Here is a 14,571-nt window from a genome sequence, read left to right on the forward strand (position 1 = left end):
TATAAAAAGTTTCTTTTAAAGGCGATGCCACCTACGGTCAAATAGCCTGCTGTCAGCTTAGTGTTCATGTCTAGATGGTTGCATGCAGTTCGTCACGTAAAAAGGCGCGGCCCTTGGCGGTCAATTGAAGCGCCCGTTTCTCGTTAATGCCGCGTACAACCAGAGAAATTAAATCACCGACTTCGCAAATGTTTAGGATGGAGGACTCCTTTTGAGGCCTTTTATAATCAGGTATTGCACTTAGTTTGACAATTCAAGCCTGTAAGAAAACCCTGAAGGGCCTTAGCCAGTCGAGGTTAACATACAGAAAATCACAATATAGATTTTCGTTCCAAATCAAATATATCTATCTCTTTCTCTTCAAATAATTCCTCTAATGAATCTGTTCCTTTTTCTTGGGCAAATATATACTCATTCTCAGAAATTGGAACAGCGAGTAACCAGGCCACCTTCTTGTTTGAAAAATCAAGTGTCTTTAAATCTTCCCACAAAAATGGTGATACAAATAGAACATGTTTCATTTCGTTATTAGGATAATACATCCTTATCATATCTCGAAAAATTTTACCATGAGATACTAAAAAGTTTGAATTTATAATACAAAAAGCACAGGTTGCCAACACATTAGGAAAATGTTTATACTCTGATGCACTAGCTCCAACAATCTCTATTCGTAAAGGGGGTCCATCGACAGTACATTCAATAGAATAGTCGGAGAGTCCAACTGTTGCGTATGATGTAATACCTTTATAAGGTCTATCAGCGGTTGAAAGTATACCTATATTACTTACATTTTTTTCATCCCAGTATTTTGAAACTTGTGGTTTACCCCCAAAAGCTTGTAAAGCTGACTTTGAATTATTTTATTTTCACTTGAAATACTCATAATAGCCCTCCTCACACTCCACTACAATCTTAATCTCCAAAATAATTGTCAGTCAAATCTTCACCCTTATGACTTCTATTAGTAGATGGTAACTCAGGTCGATAGTGGTCTGGATTATTGTGTTCATCGGTCAATGGTTTGCCAAACATGTTCCTGCCGGTAGAGAAAAAACTGATCTATTGAGCATTGCAAAAATTATCCGATTGCCTTAACTACCTGCCCAAATTTTTGATCTGGTCATCGATTCTGTTCAATGTCGGAATGACCTCATTTGTTTTACTGGCTGTTTTTCTTAAAACGACGACCGCATACAAAGTGCCCTGAAAGCAACCGGTTTGCTGTCAGGGCACTCCTTCTTATTTGTAAAAATTAAGCGGATTTCTTTACGGTTAATCAAGGGTGGGCCAATTCAAAGAATACCCCATTTTCGCTCATATTCTACGTAAAGCTGATAATCTTTTGCATGGAAGCCTTCATCAGCCAACGCATTGACAGCGAGATGAAAATCCAGACGACTCGTTTCCAAAATAATTTTATCCTTTTTTTCGGTCACTACCCAATCATCGTTTACAGAATAAAGAATTTCAATCATCCGAGCAACTTGTTCAAAACGCTCAGATATAAAACGGCCGAATTCCTTGATTGCTTTGGTGTCGGGAATCGAGATTTTGTTTTTCTTCTTGTTAAGGCTATTTATTGAACTTGGTTGAGCTGATCGCGGATAGAAGGTTAAAATAATGATGACCCTTTGGTCGCATGTCAATCGATCTTTTTTCATCAACGTCAACACCTTTCTTCTTTTGAACATACCTTGCGCCGTAAAGTGAATTTATGTTCTTAAAGCGACGCCCAGAAGTTTTGAAGCACGAGAACAGAGAGTACATATCCGAGAATGATATTGACGACTGCTCCTGTACTGAATGCGGCGAACGGCCGCCAACCGAATGATGTCAATTCCTTGAAGCGTGTTGTCAATCCGATTGACAGGAATGTAAAGGTAAACGCCCAAGTTCTAAATTCCTTAATTGGAGCGATCACGTCTGTATTGATCACTGCACGACCGGATGCAGAGTTTGCGGCGATAAAGATTGTCAATAGAATTGATGCGGCAAAGAAGCCAATGATAAATTTGGGAAAACGATGCCAGATTTCTGAAGCGTCTGCCTTCGTTCCTGATTTTTTGTTTTCCCAGAATGTGATCGAAATGAATGCAAGAATGAATGCCCAAACGCCGATAAAAATATCGCGGCCGATTACTTTAATCAACGTGAAAGAATTCAGCGCATGATCACCAAATGAACTGGCTGCTGTTACACCTGCTGCGTCTGCAAATTCGGAAGTGCCAATCCATGCCCCTGCCGGACCTGCCGGAATGCCAAGCAACTTGATGAGGAAGGTGAGCAGGAAAATCGCAGCAACTGCCCAAATGACGACGAGTGATATAGAAATCGAGACATGTTCTTTTTTCGCTTTGATCGCACCGCCGACAGCAATCGCCGCGGATACTCCGCAGACAGAACCGCCAACGCCAAGTGTCGCGGCAAAATGTTTGTCAAGGCCAAACCAGCGAGTGCCGGCAAAATAGATGACGAAGAACGTGATGACTGCGATTACGGTGGCCTGAAGGAAGGCGACAGGTCCTGCTTGAATGATTAATGTAAACGGAAGTGTTGCGCCAAGAAGGACGATGCCGACTTTAACATAGAGTTCAGTACGTAATGCGGAGGAAAACCATCCGGACAGGGGAATGAGGTTTCCGGCAATCAGCCCAATGGCGAGAGCGACGATCGGTGCTTCGAGGTTATATTGCTGTGCCCATCCCCAGGAGCTGAAAATGTTAATCGCGACGCTGATAATGAATAATAGCGTGAAACCTGCTGCAAACTGACCTACTTTGATACGAAGAAACGCTGCCGTGATCGAGAACAGGATGAGATAAGTTACAAATAATAAAATAGTGGATCCTGCATGTGAAGACAACGCACCTCCCAACGTCTGGAAATCAGTCCATCTCGGAATCTGTGCGGTCAGTACCTTTATTGAATGGCCCGTCGTCCAAAATAGAATTCCTGTCAGAACGAGAAATAAACCAATCCATACCGCCCACCAGTCTTCTTTTCTGATCAGCTCAAACCAGCCGCTTTTTCTTACGGTATTCGAATTGTCTTCAGATGTTAAGTCGATTGACATGGTCAAATGCCCCCTTTAAATTGGTCACAATACTAAGCAACAGGTACCATTCGTTTTAATAGACTCTTATCTCATAAACGGTTGACGGTTACATGCAGCAGTTCATTGTACGTTGTTTCATTACGGTCACCTCGTTTTTCCGGTTGTGCAAAAAAAGCCTCATTCTGAAAGAAAGGGCTTGGCACTTAGAACCTCTTCCTTATCTTTCAGGGAAAACCTGTTGGATTTGGCACCTGTACTTTATGTAATATAAAGTGGTTGCCGGGCTTCATCGGGCCAATTCCCTCCGCCTCTCTTGATAAGAGTCAATTAAATTGTTAATATCCTATCATGTTACTCGGAATAAAACAATCACAAATAATTAATTTTTTTAGTGATATGGAAAAAAGCATCTAAATACCTATAATCCGATAAGATATATTGACAATGAACGGTCAAAATTCTAGAATGAATGAAATTAACAATTATCTAAAGTGGTTAAGAAACTGCCTTGTTGATGGCAGCTGTATCTTGCAATCTACGAAATAAGTAAACTGTTACAAGCAAAATGGAAGCCGAGTTTGGAAAACAGGGATAAAATCTTGATCTTTGCAAGGTATTTCCTCAATTCCAAATTGAAAAATTTTTTTGTTTAGGCGATTAAAAATTGTTTGAGAGGGGGACGTATTTTGAGTTATGAAAAGGTGTGGGCAGACAATCAAAAACTAAATAAGAATGAAATAAGTAAGCTTAAAAAAGACGGATTGACCATTTTCGATGATATTCCGCACTACGCGAAAGCCGGCTTTGAATCGATTCCGAAAGATCAGTACATGTATTTTAAATATGCTGGTTTAACGGTGCAGAAGCCTCAGGACAAAGGACTTTTCATGCTGCGCGTCAAAGTTCCAACCGGTATATTGAGCGATGAGCAGGCGGTGACACTTGCGAAAATCGGACACGATTACGGTCGGGATGTTTTGGATATTACAACACGACAGTCGATCCAGTTTCACTGGGTACCGCTTGAAAAATTAACGGAAATTTTTGATCGATTGAAAAAGGTCGATTTGACAACGAGTGAAGCCGAAGGGGACGCACCCAGAAATGTAGTCGGCAATCCATTGGCCGGTATTGATCCGAATGAACTGTTTGATACACGGCCGGTTGTGGAAGAAATCTATCGATTTTTTCAGGATAATCCTGATTTTTCTAATCTACCGAGGAAATATAAAATATCGGTCAATGCAAATATCTTTAATGCCGGGCAGGCTGAAATCAATGACCTCGCATTTACACCCGCAACCAAAGTGATTGATGGGCAGAAGCGGTTAGGGTTTAATGTTAAAGTTGGCGGCGGCCTTGCGGCAAAACCTTATCTTGCCGATGCGTTAAATGTTTTTGTCGTGCCGGATCAGGTAATTAAAGTTGCGGAAGCGGTAACGACAATTTATCGGGATTTCGGCTACCGAAAGAGCAGGGCCCGCGCGCGGCTTAAATATTTGGTTGCGGACTGGGGAATCAGTAAGTTTGAAGAAAAGGTTTTGGAACTGACAGGACCGCTACCCGCAGCGGGTCATGACGAGATCAGTGGATGGAACGGCGGCTTCTTTTTTGGCGCCCATCCGCAAAAGCAGAAGGGCTTGAATTATATTGGAATCAGTGTTCCCGTCGGACGTATCCATTCAGATGACTTTCTTAGAATTGCAGAACTTGCGCGAACATATGGAAATGGAGAACTGAGGACGGTAAGCTCTCAGAATTTGATTATCCCCAATATACCGGATCAGGTACTGGATGAATTACTGACAGACAATATTTTCAAAAAATTTCCTATTCATCCGGCACACTTCACCGGCTACGCAATGGCCTGTACTGGTGATGAATTCTGTAATAAGGCATTGACGAACACCAAGGACAGAATGGAAGAGATCGCCGCTCGGCTCGATAGAGAAGTTGATCTGGATGTTCCGGTGCGCATTTACATGGTGGGGTGCACCAATTCGTGCGGTCAGCGTCAAATTGCCGATATCGGCATTCAAGGTCTTAAGCTGAGAGCAGAGAATAATCAACTCGTTGACGCTTATGAGCTATTTGTAGGGGGCACGCTCATTGGAGGCGGTCATTTCAATGAACGTCTGAAGGGAAGAATCAGAGCATCGGTGATTTCCGACGTGCTTAAGGAATTTCTTATTTATTTTAAGAATGAAAAAGAAAAAGGGGAAACATTCTTTGAATTTAAAAACAGGTTGGGGACAGAAAAATTGCAGGTTGTTCTTGATGCTATTCTGGAAAACTTCGACAATTGATAAGGGATGTGTGAAAAGACGATGAAGTTATTTCGTTTTATTGTGTCTACGGAGGAAGGTGAACTTCCGGTTATTGCCGCTGCGGAAAGTGAGGAAGCGGCTTTGCAGGTGGTAGATCAGGAAATTCAGCATAATCTGTTGATTCAGCCGAAAATCAGAGATGTCGTCTTAATCGAGAAGAAAGGCATTAAAAAAAGTGGAGCCGGTTATTTGATCCAGCCCCGGAAATCTTATGAGTAGGGGGTGCGCGGCATGGGAAAAGTTTACCTCGTCGGAGCGGGACCGGGAGATCCGGGACTGATAACAGTCAAGGGATTGCGGATTCTTCGGACTGCGGATGTGATTCTCTATGACAGGCTGGTCAATAAAGATCTGCTCAGGGAAGCGAAACGAAATGCCACACTGATTTATTGCGGGAAGAAACCTCATGCGCACCCATTGAATCAGCGCGCGATCAATCGACTGCTTGTGAATTATGCGAATGAATATTCCATTGTTGTGCGGTTAAAAGGGGGGGATCCCTTTACTTTCGGGCGCGGCGGAGAAGAGGCAGCCGAACTGGTTAAAGAGCAGATTGATTTTGAAATTGTGCCTGGAATTACGGCGGGGATTGCCGCACCGGCTTATGCAGGTATTCCAGTTACGCACCGAGGCTATGCGGGTTCGGTCGCTTTTTTGACCGGTCATAGCAAAGTCGGCAATAAGAGTGTAGCGCAATGGTCTGTGTTAGCGTCAGCGGCTGATACGTTGGCGATCTATATGGGTGTGTCCGCCTTGCCTCATCTTGTTTCCGGGCTGATAGCCGGTGGCAGAAGTCCGTCTACACCAACAGCGCTTATTGAATGGGCGACGACGGAGCATCAACGCACATTTACCGCGCCTTTGTGTGATCTATGTGAATTAGCTGAGCAGGCGCATATTTGCAATCCATCCATGATCATTGTCGGTGAGGTTGTGAGGCTCAGGGAGCAATTGAAGTGGTTTGAAAACCAAAGGTGCGGCAAAACAAGCTAAGGGAGGTCTTCCGATGCAGGCAATTATGTATGTTGCCCATGGTTCACGAGTTGCTGAGGGTGTCCATCAAGTGAATCAATTTCTTGAGAAATGTATGGATCAGATCAATGTGCCTATTCAGAAAATAAGCTACCTTGAACTTGTCAGACCGACGATTCTTGAAGGAATCAGTCACTGCGTTGATCTTGGAGCAGATTGCATTGTTGTTCAGCCGATCCTCCTTCTGTCGGCGGGGCATGACAAACGGGATATTCCCGGTATCATTGACAAGGCAAGGAAAATATTTCCCAATGTCCGATTTATCTATGGACAGCCGTTTGGCGTAGACAGCTGTATTATTGATATTCTGTTCGAACGACTCCGTGAACAGCAAACTGGTTCGGAACGAGTCGAAGATGTCTTGGTCGTTGGCAGAGGATCAAGTTACCCAGAAATACCGCAAGCTTTTGCTCAAATTCGTTCCATGTTGATGAAACGGGGCATCCATCATGTTTCTGTATGCTATATGGCGGCTGCCCGGCCTCTGTTAAAAGAAGGGCTCGAACAAGCATCGAAGCACCTGTCGGGTAAACTGTACATTTTACCTTACCTGCTATTTTCGGGAATTCTGATGAAGTCCATGAAAAGGATCATAGCTGCCAAAGACAATCGATCTTCTCTAGTGCTTTGTCGATCGATAGGCTACCATCCGCTGCTGATCCGATTGCTCAAGAAAAGAATTGAGGAGTCGATGTCTTATGATCGATTACCCACTCAATCTTGATCTTGACGGAAGGGTTGCGGTTGTCATCGGTGGAGGACGCATTGCGACACGTAAAATCCGCTCGTTAATCCGGTGTCACGCCAAGGTGACCGTCATTTGTGAGCAAGCATCTCATCAGATTCAGGAGTGGTCGGAGCATAATGATGTCATCTGGATAAGGAGAAATTGGAGAAGTGGAGACACTGATCATGCATTCTTGACAATCGTAGCAACGAATAACGAGAGTGTGAATACTGAGATTGCTCGATCTGCAGGTCCGAATCAGTTAATTTGTGTCGCGGGAAAGACAGCCCTTGGAAATTTTTCCGTACCGGCCGTAACTCGTCGCGGTCGCCTGACTGTTGCTGTGGCAACAGGTGGAGCAAGTCCTCTTTATGCAAAAAAGCTGCGCGACCAGATCGCCTGTAATCTCGATGAAGATCTTGAAGACTATCTGGACTTTCTCTATGTATTTAGACAAGAGATCATAAAAAAGGGCTTGAGCTCGGAGCTTAAAGAGGCGTATCTTAAAAGTATACTTCAACCAAAATATCATGACAGAAATAATCAAGATGAATTAATGAAAGCTATGAATCAGTGGACTCGAAATCAAGCATCTGAAACACAAAGCTAGGTATAAATGTGGATGAAGACGCCAACAGGGAACCGTTGTCTTTTCTGGAAATAATGAAAGGCCGGACGGTACTTCTTTCGAATAAAGGTGTCAATAGATACATGGTTTTCGCCGATTAACAGATGCCGTTTTTAAACAGCTTGGCGAAAAGAGAGGAATAATGTAATGAGAACGATCCTTGTCGGATCAAGAAAAAGCAAACTTGCATTAGCGCAGACCTATGAAGTGATCGATGCGCTGCTTCGAATAGAGGATCACTTTGATTTTTCAATCGTGCATCTTTTGACGAAAGGTGACCGAATGAAAAATGTTCCGCTCTCTAACTTAGGTGGTAAAGGGGTGTTTGTTAAGGAAATCGAGCGCGCGCTTCTAGATGGAAAAATTGATCTTGCTGTCCATAGCATGAAAGACATGCCTACTGTATTGCCCGATGGATTGGAAATTATATCTGTTCCGAAAAGAGCGGATGCACGTGATGTTTTGATCTCACGAACGGGTGCGTCGCTCAATCAGTTGTCTCCGGGAACGGTCATTGGTACGGGAAGTTTGCGAAGGGCAGCGCAGATCCTTCATGTGCGGCCGGACATAAAGATCAGACACTTGCGCGGTAATGTCGATACACGCTTGAAACGACTTGCGAACGGAGATTTCGACGCGATCATACTTGCTGCCGCGGGGCTGCAGCGACTCGGCCTTTCTTATCAGGACAAGCTTCTTCCCCTGTCTGTGATGCTGCCGGCAGCGGGTCAAGGTGCACTCGCGGTTGAATGTCGTTCAGCGGATACTGAATTGAAAACATTGCTGAGAAAAATCAATGATGATGATACGGAACGTACGGTTCGCGCCGAACGTGCTTTTCAACAAAAATTGAACGGCAGTTGCCGGGTGCCGATCGCGGCCTTCTGCAAACGGCTAAACGATACGACGCTTCAAATGAACGGACTTGTCTCTTCGATCGATGGGCGACAGGTTTTGAAAACAGATCGAACTGGAGAAAATCCGGAAGAACTTGGTTTACTTGCCGCGAAGGATCTTCTTAGACAGGGTGCCGCTGAGATTCTTGAGGGTCTGTAGGAGGCGGCGATGAATGATTTCTTCTCTAGAGGGACGACGCATACTGATTACACGCCAAGCTGAGCAAGCGGCCTCTATGTGTGCTTTTATTCATCAATTAGGCGGAATACCGATTTGTGTTCCGGTCATTTGTTTTAAATCTGTTGCACTTTCTTGCTCCGAACAGTCGGCGCTGCGTGCACAGATTCGACAGGCCGGTTGGATCATTTTTACCAGCCGCAACAGCATTGATTTTCTGATCGAATACCGATATATGTCGGATTTATTAAAGAAAAAGAAAATCGCGACTGTCGGAATACAGACCGCACATCGATTAGAAGAAATAGGATTACATGCCGATATTGTCTCTCGGACCTTTAATGTAGAGATGCTGGTCAGAACCTTTCGGGAACGAGAGATTCATGAAGAAACAATTGTAATTCCGCACGGATCACTAGCCAACATGTCCCGATTCAATGAATTAAGGCTGATCGGCATGCAAGTATATGAGTCTACTATTTATGAAACGATACCCGACTGGCAGGAAAAAGAGCGACTGGCAGAAGTTGTCAAATCGGGAAGCCTTGACGCGCTGACGTTTGCCAGTCCATCCGCTGTTCGCTTTTTTACTGAAATGCTGGATGAACACCTTTGGCGCCAAGTTCTGGGCAGCAGTACCGTCGTTTCAATCGGGGACATAACCGCTCAGACGCTGACAAATTTGGGGTATCCGCCCGATGTGATTCCCGATCGCTACACAGCGATGGATATGATCAGGGCTCTGGAAAGGTATTATTAGAAAACTTGGCTTCGCCAAGCCGCCGTCGCACTTACACTAAATTCCTCTAAATCTTTATACTTTCTTAATTTATGTAAAAAAGAAAATCGTTAATTAATCGGTGTGGCAGGCATTGGAAGTTCATTTAATAAAAGGAAAAGTGGTGGTTTTTTTGTCAGATAAAGCAGTAAACTTATCGCTGGTTAAGCTAGTGATTATCATTGCGACAACCGTCTATTCTTTTACAAGCATGTCTAATGCATTTTATTTGATGTCCTATGCCGCGATTCCGTGGTATATTCTAGCTGGTATTCTATTTTTTATTCCCTACGCCTTGATCGTATCTGAATATACAGGCAACTTTAAAAATCAAAGCGGAGGCATTTATAGCTGGATTGTGAATTCGACCAGTCCAAGAGTAGCTTTTATGACCGTGTTTCTGTGGTACAGCAGCTATACGATTTGGATGGCAAGCTTGTTTATGAAGTTTTGGATTCCGCTGTCTATTCTATTTTTTGGTGAGGATCGAACGACTTCTTCTCGTTTAGTGTTGGGTATACCGCAAATACGGTGGTTAGGATTGGGCTCGCTAGTCGCAGTGGCGCTTGTCGCACTTTTAATTAGTCGCGGGTTTACCACCATCTCCCATTTCATGTTATTAGGCGGTGTATTCATCTTAATTCTTTTTGGTATTGCAGCCATAAGCAATCTGTTTGTTTTAATTCACAACAACTTTACTTTTAGCCAGCCGTTTCAGGGGATGCATTCACTGCTCGCCGCTCAAAATCCTACATATCAAGGCTTATTTGGAAATCTGGGCTTTTTTATTTTCGGCATAACTGCTTTTGGTGGTTTGGATACCGTTGCCAGTCTGGTAGACAAAACCGGTACAGGTAAAAATAAATTTCCCAAAGCGATTCTAATCGCGACGTTTGTTATCGCTGGCACTTATTTATCGGGAATTTTTCTTTGGGGCGCAAGTGCAAATTGGCACACCCTTTTTGCAAATAAAGACGTCAGTCTGGGAAACGCGATGTATTTTTTAATGCAGAATCTAGGTGAGCAAGTCGGACAGATTAGCGGTCTGTCGGCGGATAAAGCCGCACTTGTAGGTCAAGTGTATTTGCGTATCACAGGCTTAGCGTTATTCTGGGCATATGTCGGTTTGCTGGTCACAATATCTTATGCTCCATTGAAAGCTATAATCGAAGGAACACCGAAATCCTATTGGCCAAAGGCGTTGACACGGAAAAACAAGCATAATATTGTCCGCAATGCCGTTTGGGTTCAGGCTGTTTTGATTATCGGTTTAGTATTGCTTGTGTCTTTTGGTAATGCTAAGGCGACAAGTCTATACAACAATCTTACCCTGATGACAAATGTCTCGCGATCAATTCCCTATCTGATCGTTGCTTTATCGTTTCCCTTATTCAGGCGTAAGCGCAGTACCTATGAATTATTAACGGAGTCACAGGTACCATGGGCCAGTGGTACTGTGAGTGTAAGTATTGTGGCTGCTATTATTTTTACAGTCATCCAACCCATAACACAGGCCAGGTATTTGGATTCGTTCTTCCTTATTATCGGTCCGATTGCTTTCTCACTAATCGCTTTATGGCTGTACCGCCAGTTTCAAAAAAAAATCAGTGCAAATTTAGCGGGTATTTCTAATCATCGCTCGTAAATCGAGGCTTTAAAATAACTTACAACGTTCCATTCATTAAAAGTAGGTGATTTCTTTATGACTATTTAACAAAAAAGTCATATTATTTTTTACTTCAAGTGATGAACATCATTTAATTAATGCTTATGTTTTGATTTCAAGCCGCTTTTTTGTTATTTTTTAAAAGACAGTGGCTAATGGAGCGACACCCGTCCGTTTCAATCGGTTCCATTGTTTGAAGAAGATCGGAGGAAGCGGGTTCATGCATATTCTGACAATTGGAGTCAACCATCGAAATACTCCGGTGAACATGAGAGAGAAATTAACCGTTCATCCGTCGGATTTAGAGCAGGCACTCCTTAAATTGAGAAAAGCGAAAACAATTGCTGAAGATGTGATTCTATCGACATGCAACCGAACAGAACTCTATGTCGTCTGTGAACAACTGCATGATGGTCGTTATTATAGCACGAAATTTTTTACCGAATGGTTCAACATAAAGGCTGAGCAAATTGCTCCCTATTTAATGATTAAGGAAGATCAGGAAGTGGTTCGCCATCTCTTCCGTGTGACCTGCGGATTGGAGTCAATGGTTTTGGGTGAGACGCAGATTCTTGGTCAAGTCAGAACCGGTTTTTTGGCGGCGCAGCATGCCGGAACAATCGGAACCTTTCTCAATGAATTGTTCCAACAGGCGCTGAATGTAGCGAAACGCGCACAGAATGAGACGCAAATTAATGATCACCCGGTTTCGGTCGGCTATGCGGCGGTTAAAATGCTTCAGAATGCGGTTGGCTCACTTGAAAACAGATCGGTGCTGATGATTGGTGCGGGCGATATGAGCAGGCTGACACTCAAGCATCTGTCTGTGATCGGTATGGGGCAGTTGACGGTGATGAACCGAACGAAAGAACACGCGGTTCATTTAGCGGAGCAGTTTCATGGAAAGGCTGCGACTCTCGATGAACTTGCGGTCCGGATCAAGCAAAGTGACATTGTCTTTACGTCGACTTCGGCTCCTGAATTTCTGCTCACAAAAGCGGATATTCTTCCGCTTATTGCGGCACGTGCGGGGCGTTTGCTGATCCTTATCGATGTCGGCGTTCCGAGAAATATTGATCCGCAGATTGCCTCATTGGACGGTGTCCTTCTGTATGATATTGATGACATGGACCGGATCGTTGATGACAGCCTGGATGAGCGAAGGAGGGCTGCACTGCAAATTGAGCAGTTTGTTGAACAGCAGCAGATGAAGTATACCGAATGGCTTCGGACACTTGCTGTTATACCGGTCATCTCCGCTTTGCGAAAAAAAGCACTGTCTCTGCATGCCGGTGCGATGAGGCGCATTGAGAATAAGCTGCCCGGAATGACGGAGCAACAGTTTAAGATCATCAGCCGGCAGACAGAGCAAATGATTAATCAGCTGCTCCGTGATCCAATTCATAATATCAAGGAATTAGCGCGACACGATCAGGAAATTCGTGCGGTCGATCATTTTGCCGAATTATTTAATCTAACGGGAGATGGGAAGCCGTCCGCTCAGACAGGTCAATCAGATCGCGTTCCAAATCCTTCTGTTGAAAAAAGAGCGACTCATCAACCGATTCATAGCGGTTGAGAAATGTTCAATGATAAAAACAGTTTTTCTATATGTTTCAAAGCATAATGGTGATTCGAAAGAATGCACCATTTATTATTTTGCCGTGTTCTTGGGCCGCAGATACTACAGCCCTGAACTTTAATCCGTCATTTCTGCCGTTCGTTCCTGATTTTCGTCATCTCATTCTGTTAACGCTTTCATAATCTCTTTTGTTGCTACAATTAGTGTGTGGAAAGAAAATAAATTCTTTAGAAAAGCAGATTTTACAGCTTTCTATGACTAATTGGAGCGAAAAGAGGTCATTAAAATGACAAATGAAATGAAAAGCTCAAAACAATCCCGTCTGTCTGTGCTGATTGGAACGGTTATTGCAATGATTGGTTTAGGTACCATCTATACATGGAGTTTATTTAATCAACCGCTTGCCGACACGTACGGCTGGAGTGTCGGCGCGGTCGCAACGACGTTCTCAATTATGAGTTTTGCTCTGTCCTTTTCGACTTTGTCGGCGAGCAGCATTCAGAAGAAATTGGGAATTCGCGGATTGCTCATTCTTAGTGGTGTGGGCATGGGTGCGGGACTGATGATCAGTTCGATTTCTTCATCATTGTGGATGCTTTATATTTTCGCAGGCATACTTGTTGGTGCCGCAAACGGTATTGGTTACATGACAACACTGTCGAATGCGATTCAGTATTTTCCTGAGAAAAAAGGGTTGATTTCGGGAATTGCAGTAGGCGCATACGGAACCGGAAGCCTGTTGTTCAAATATGTTCTCGGATTTTTCATCGATTCTGTCGGTGTTGTGCAAGCGTTCCTCTATTGGGGCGCGATCATCACCCTCTTACTTATCGTTGGCGCGTTCTTAATTAAAGAAGCGAAAGTTGCGGCAAGTCCGCAAAAAAGCAGTAAAAGCATTCAGAATGATTATACCTTGAAAGAAATGCTGCACACGAAGGAAGCGTATCTTTTATTCTTTGTTCTGTTCACCGCATGTATGAGCGGCTTGTATCTGATCGGCAGTGTGGCGAATATCGGTGTCAGCCTTGCCGGGTTGGATCTTGCGACGGCGGCGAATGCAGTTGCGCTTGTCGCGATCTTCAACACCACCGGACGCATTGTACTAGGCACCGTATCCGATCATTTTGATCGGTTGAAAGTGATTGCCGTATCGCTGTTCATTACGGCGGCAGCCGCACTTGTTCTCAGTGAATTGAAACTAAACTTTGCTTTGTTCTTCATCTGTGTGTCCAGCGTCGCGTTTTGCTTCGGCGGGAATATCACAATCTTCCCAACGATTGTTTCCGAATTCTTCGGATTGAAAAATCAAAGCCGAAACTATGGAATCATCTATCAAGGTTTCGGAATCGGCGGGTTAAGCGTATCCTTCGTTTCCGGATTTCTAGGGGGATTCGCGCCAACGTTCAACTTTATTGCGCTGCTATGCGTCGCCGCCTCCGTTGTTGCGCTGCTGCTCCATGTTCCGGGTATGAAACGCGCGCCTTTGTTTGCCGCTCACAAAGTACAGGAAGAAAGAAGATAATTTGTTTTGAGGATGAAAAAAGAGCATTATAAATAGATAGCTTGTGAGTTTTTCGCAAAAGCTTCTGCCTTCAGCATCCAAATCATAGGTGTTTGAGGCAGAAACTTTTTGCTGTTTCGACGAAGGGTGGCGCAGATTTGCAAAAGTTTGCTAAAATGATTATGAAATCGGTACCAT

The 14,571-nt window shown here is 43.9% G+C and carries 12 protein-coding genes, 2 pseudogenes and 1 riboswitch; of the genes and pseudogenes, 10 read left to right on the forward strand and 4 right to left on the reverse strand.

Features of this window, described 5'->3' with window-relative positions; genetic code table 11:
• Positions 1-311: 311 nt before the first annotated feature.
• The 4 genes and pseudogenes from NIE88_RS05245 to NIE88_RS05260 form a co-directional block, all read right to left on the reverse strand.
• Positions 312-886, reverse strand: a pseudogene (locus NIE88_RS05245) (suppressor of fused domain protein).
• A 29-nt stretch (positions 887-915) separates the two neighbouring features.
• Positions 916-1,020: pseudogene (locus NIE88_RS05250) on the reverse strand (GH-E family nuclease); the annotation flags it as partial.
• 275 nt (positions 1,021-1,295) lie between these two features.
• A complete protein-coding gene (locus tag NIE88_RS05255; RefSeq protein WP_253059816.1) occupies positions 1,296-1,664 on the reverse strand; it encodes a hypothetical protein in 369 nt (122 codons plus the stop codon).
• A 59-nt stretch (positions 1,665-1,723) separates the two neighbouring features.
• Positions 1,724-3,076, reverse strand: coding sequence for a YeiH family protein (locus NIE88_RS05260; protein ID WP_253059818.1), 1,353 nt, complete (start codon positions 3,074-3,076; stop codon positions 1,724-1,726).
• 196 nt (positions 3,077-3,272) lie between these two features.
• Positions 3,273-3,381, reverse strand: a riboswitch (SAM riboswitch).
• Positions 3,382-3,744: 363 nt separating this feature from the next.
• Between NIE88_RS05260 and NIE88_RS05265 the strand changes: the two genes are divergently transcribed.
• From NIE88_RS05265 to NIE88_RS05310, 10 genes are all read left to right on the forward strand, one after another.
• Complete coding sequence (locus tag NIE88_RS05265; protein WP_253059829.1) at positions 3,745-5,364, forward strand: nitrite/sulfite reductase; 1,620 nt, start codon at positions 3,745-3,747, stop codon at positions 5,362-5,364.
• 21 nt (positions 5,365-5,385) lie between these two features.
• Positions 5,386-5,604, forward strand: coding sequence for a DUF3906 family protein (locus NIE88_RS05270; protein ID WP_253059831.1), 219 nt, complete (start codon positions 5,386-5,388; stop codon positions 5,602-5,604).
• Between the two features lie 12 nt (positions 5,605-5,616).
• Entirely contained in the window at positions 5,617-6,378 is a 762-nt protein-coding gene (cobA, locus tag NIE88_RS05275) for a uroporphyrinogen-III C-methyltransferase (RefSeq protein WP_253059833.1), read from the forward strand.
• A 13-nt stretch (positions 6,379-6,391) separates the two neighbouring features.
• Entirely contained in the window at positions 6,392-7,141 is a 750-nt protein-coding gene (locus tag NIE88_RS05280; protein ID WP_253059835.1) for a sirohydrochlorin chelatase, read from the forward strand.
• Complete coding sequence (locus tag NIE88_RS05285; protein WP_253059837.1) at positions 7,116-7,754, forward strand: precorrin-2 dehydrogenase/sirohydrochlorin ferrochelatase family protein; 639 nt, start codon at positions 7,116-7,118, stop codon at positions 7,752-7,754. The genes NIE88_RS05280 and NIE88_RS05285 overlap by 26 nt, the downstream gene beginning before the upstream one ends.
• A gap of 165 nt (positions 7,755-7,919) precedes the next feature.
• Positions 7,920-8,828 carry a hydroxymethylbilane synthase gene (gene hemC, locus NIE88_RS05290; protein ID WP_253059839.1) on the forward strand — a complete coding sequence of 303 codons (909 nt, stop codon included), beginning with the start codon at positions 7,920-7,922 and terminating at the stop codon, positions 8,826-8,828.
• 13 nt (positions 8,829-8,841) lie between these two features.
• Positions 8,842-9,606, forward strand: a complete 765-nt coding sequence (locus NIE88_RS05295; RefSeq protein WP_253059841.1) for a uroporphyrinogen-III synthase — start codon at positions 8,842-8,844, stop codon at positions 9,604-9,606.
• Positions 9,607-9,757: 151 nt separating this feature from the next.
• Positions 9,758-11,269: a glutamate/gamma-aminobutyrate family transporter YjeM gene (gene yjeM, locus NIE88_RS05300; protein ID WP_253059843.1), complete on the forward strand. Its 1,512-nt coding sequence runs from the start codon at positions 9,758-9,760 to the stop codon at positions 11,267-11,269.
• A gap of 241 nt (positions 11,270-11,510) precedes the next feature.
• Positions 11,511-12,869 (forward strand): glutamyl-tRNA reductase, encoded by a 1,359-nt coding sequence (hemA, locus tag NIE88_RS05305; protein WP_253059845.1) that lies wholly within the window; start codon positions 11,511-11,513, stop codon positions 12,867-12,869.
• Positions 12,870-13,170: 301 nt separating this feature from the next.
• Positions 13,171-14,394 (forward strand): L-lactate MFS transporter, encoded by a 1,224-nt coding sequence (locus tag NIE88_RS05310; RefSeq protein ID WP_253059962.1) that lies wholly within the window; start codon positions 13,171-13,173, stop codon positions 14,392-14,394.
• The last annotated feature ends 177 nt before the right edge of the window (positions 14,395-14,571 follow it).

Source organism: Sporolactobacillus shoreicorticis (assembly GCF_024125445.1).
Lineage (GTDB): Bacteria > Bacillota > Bacilli > Bacillales > Sporolactobacillaceae > Sporolactobacillus > Sporolactobacillus shoreicorticis.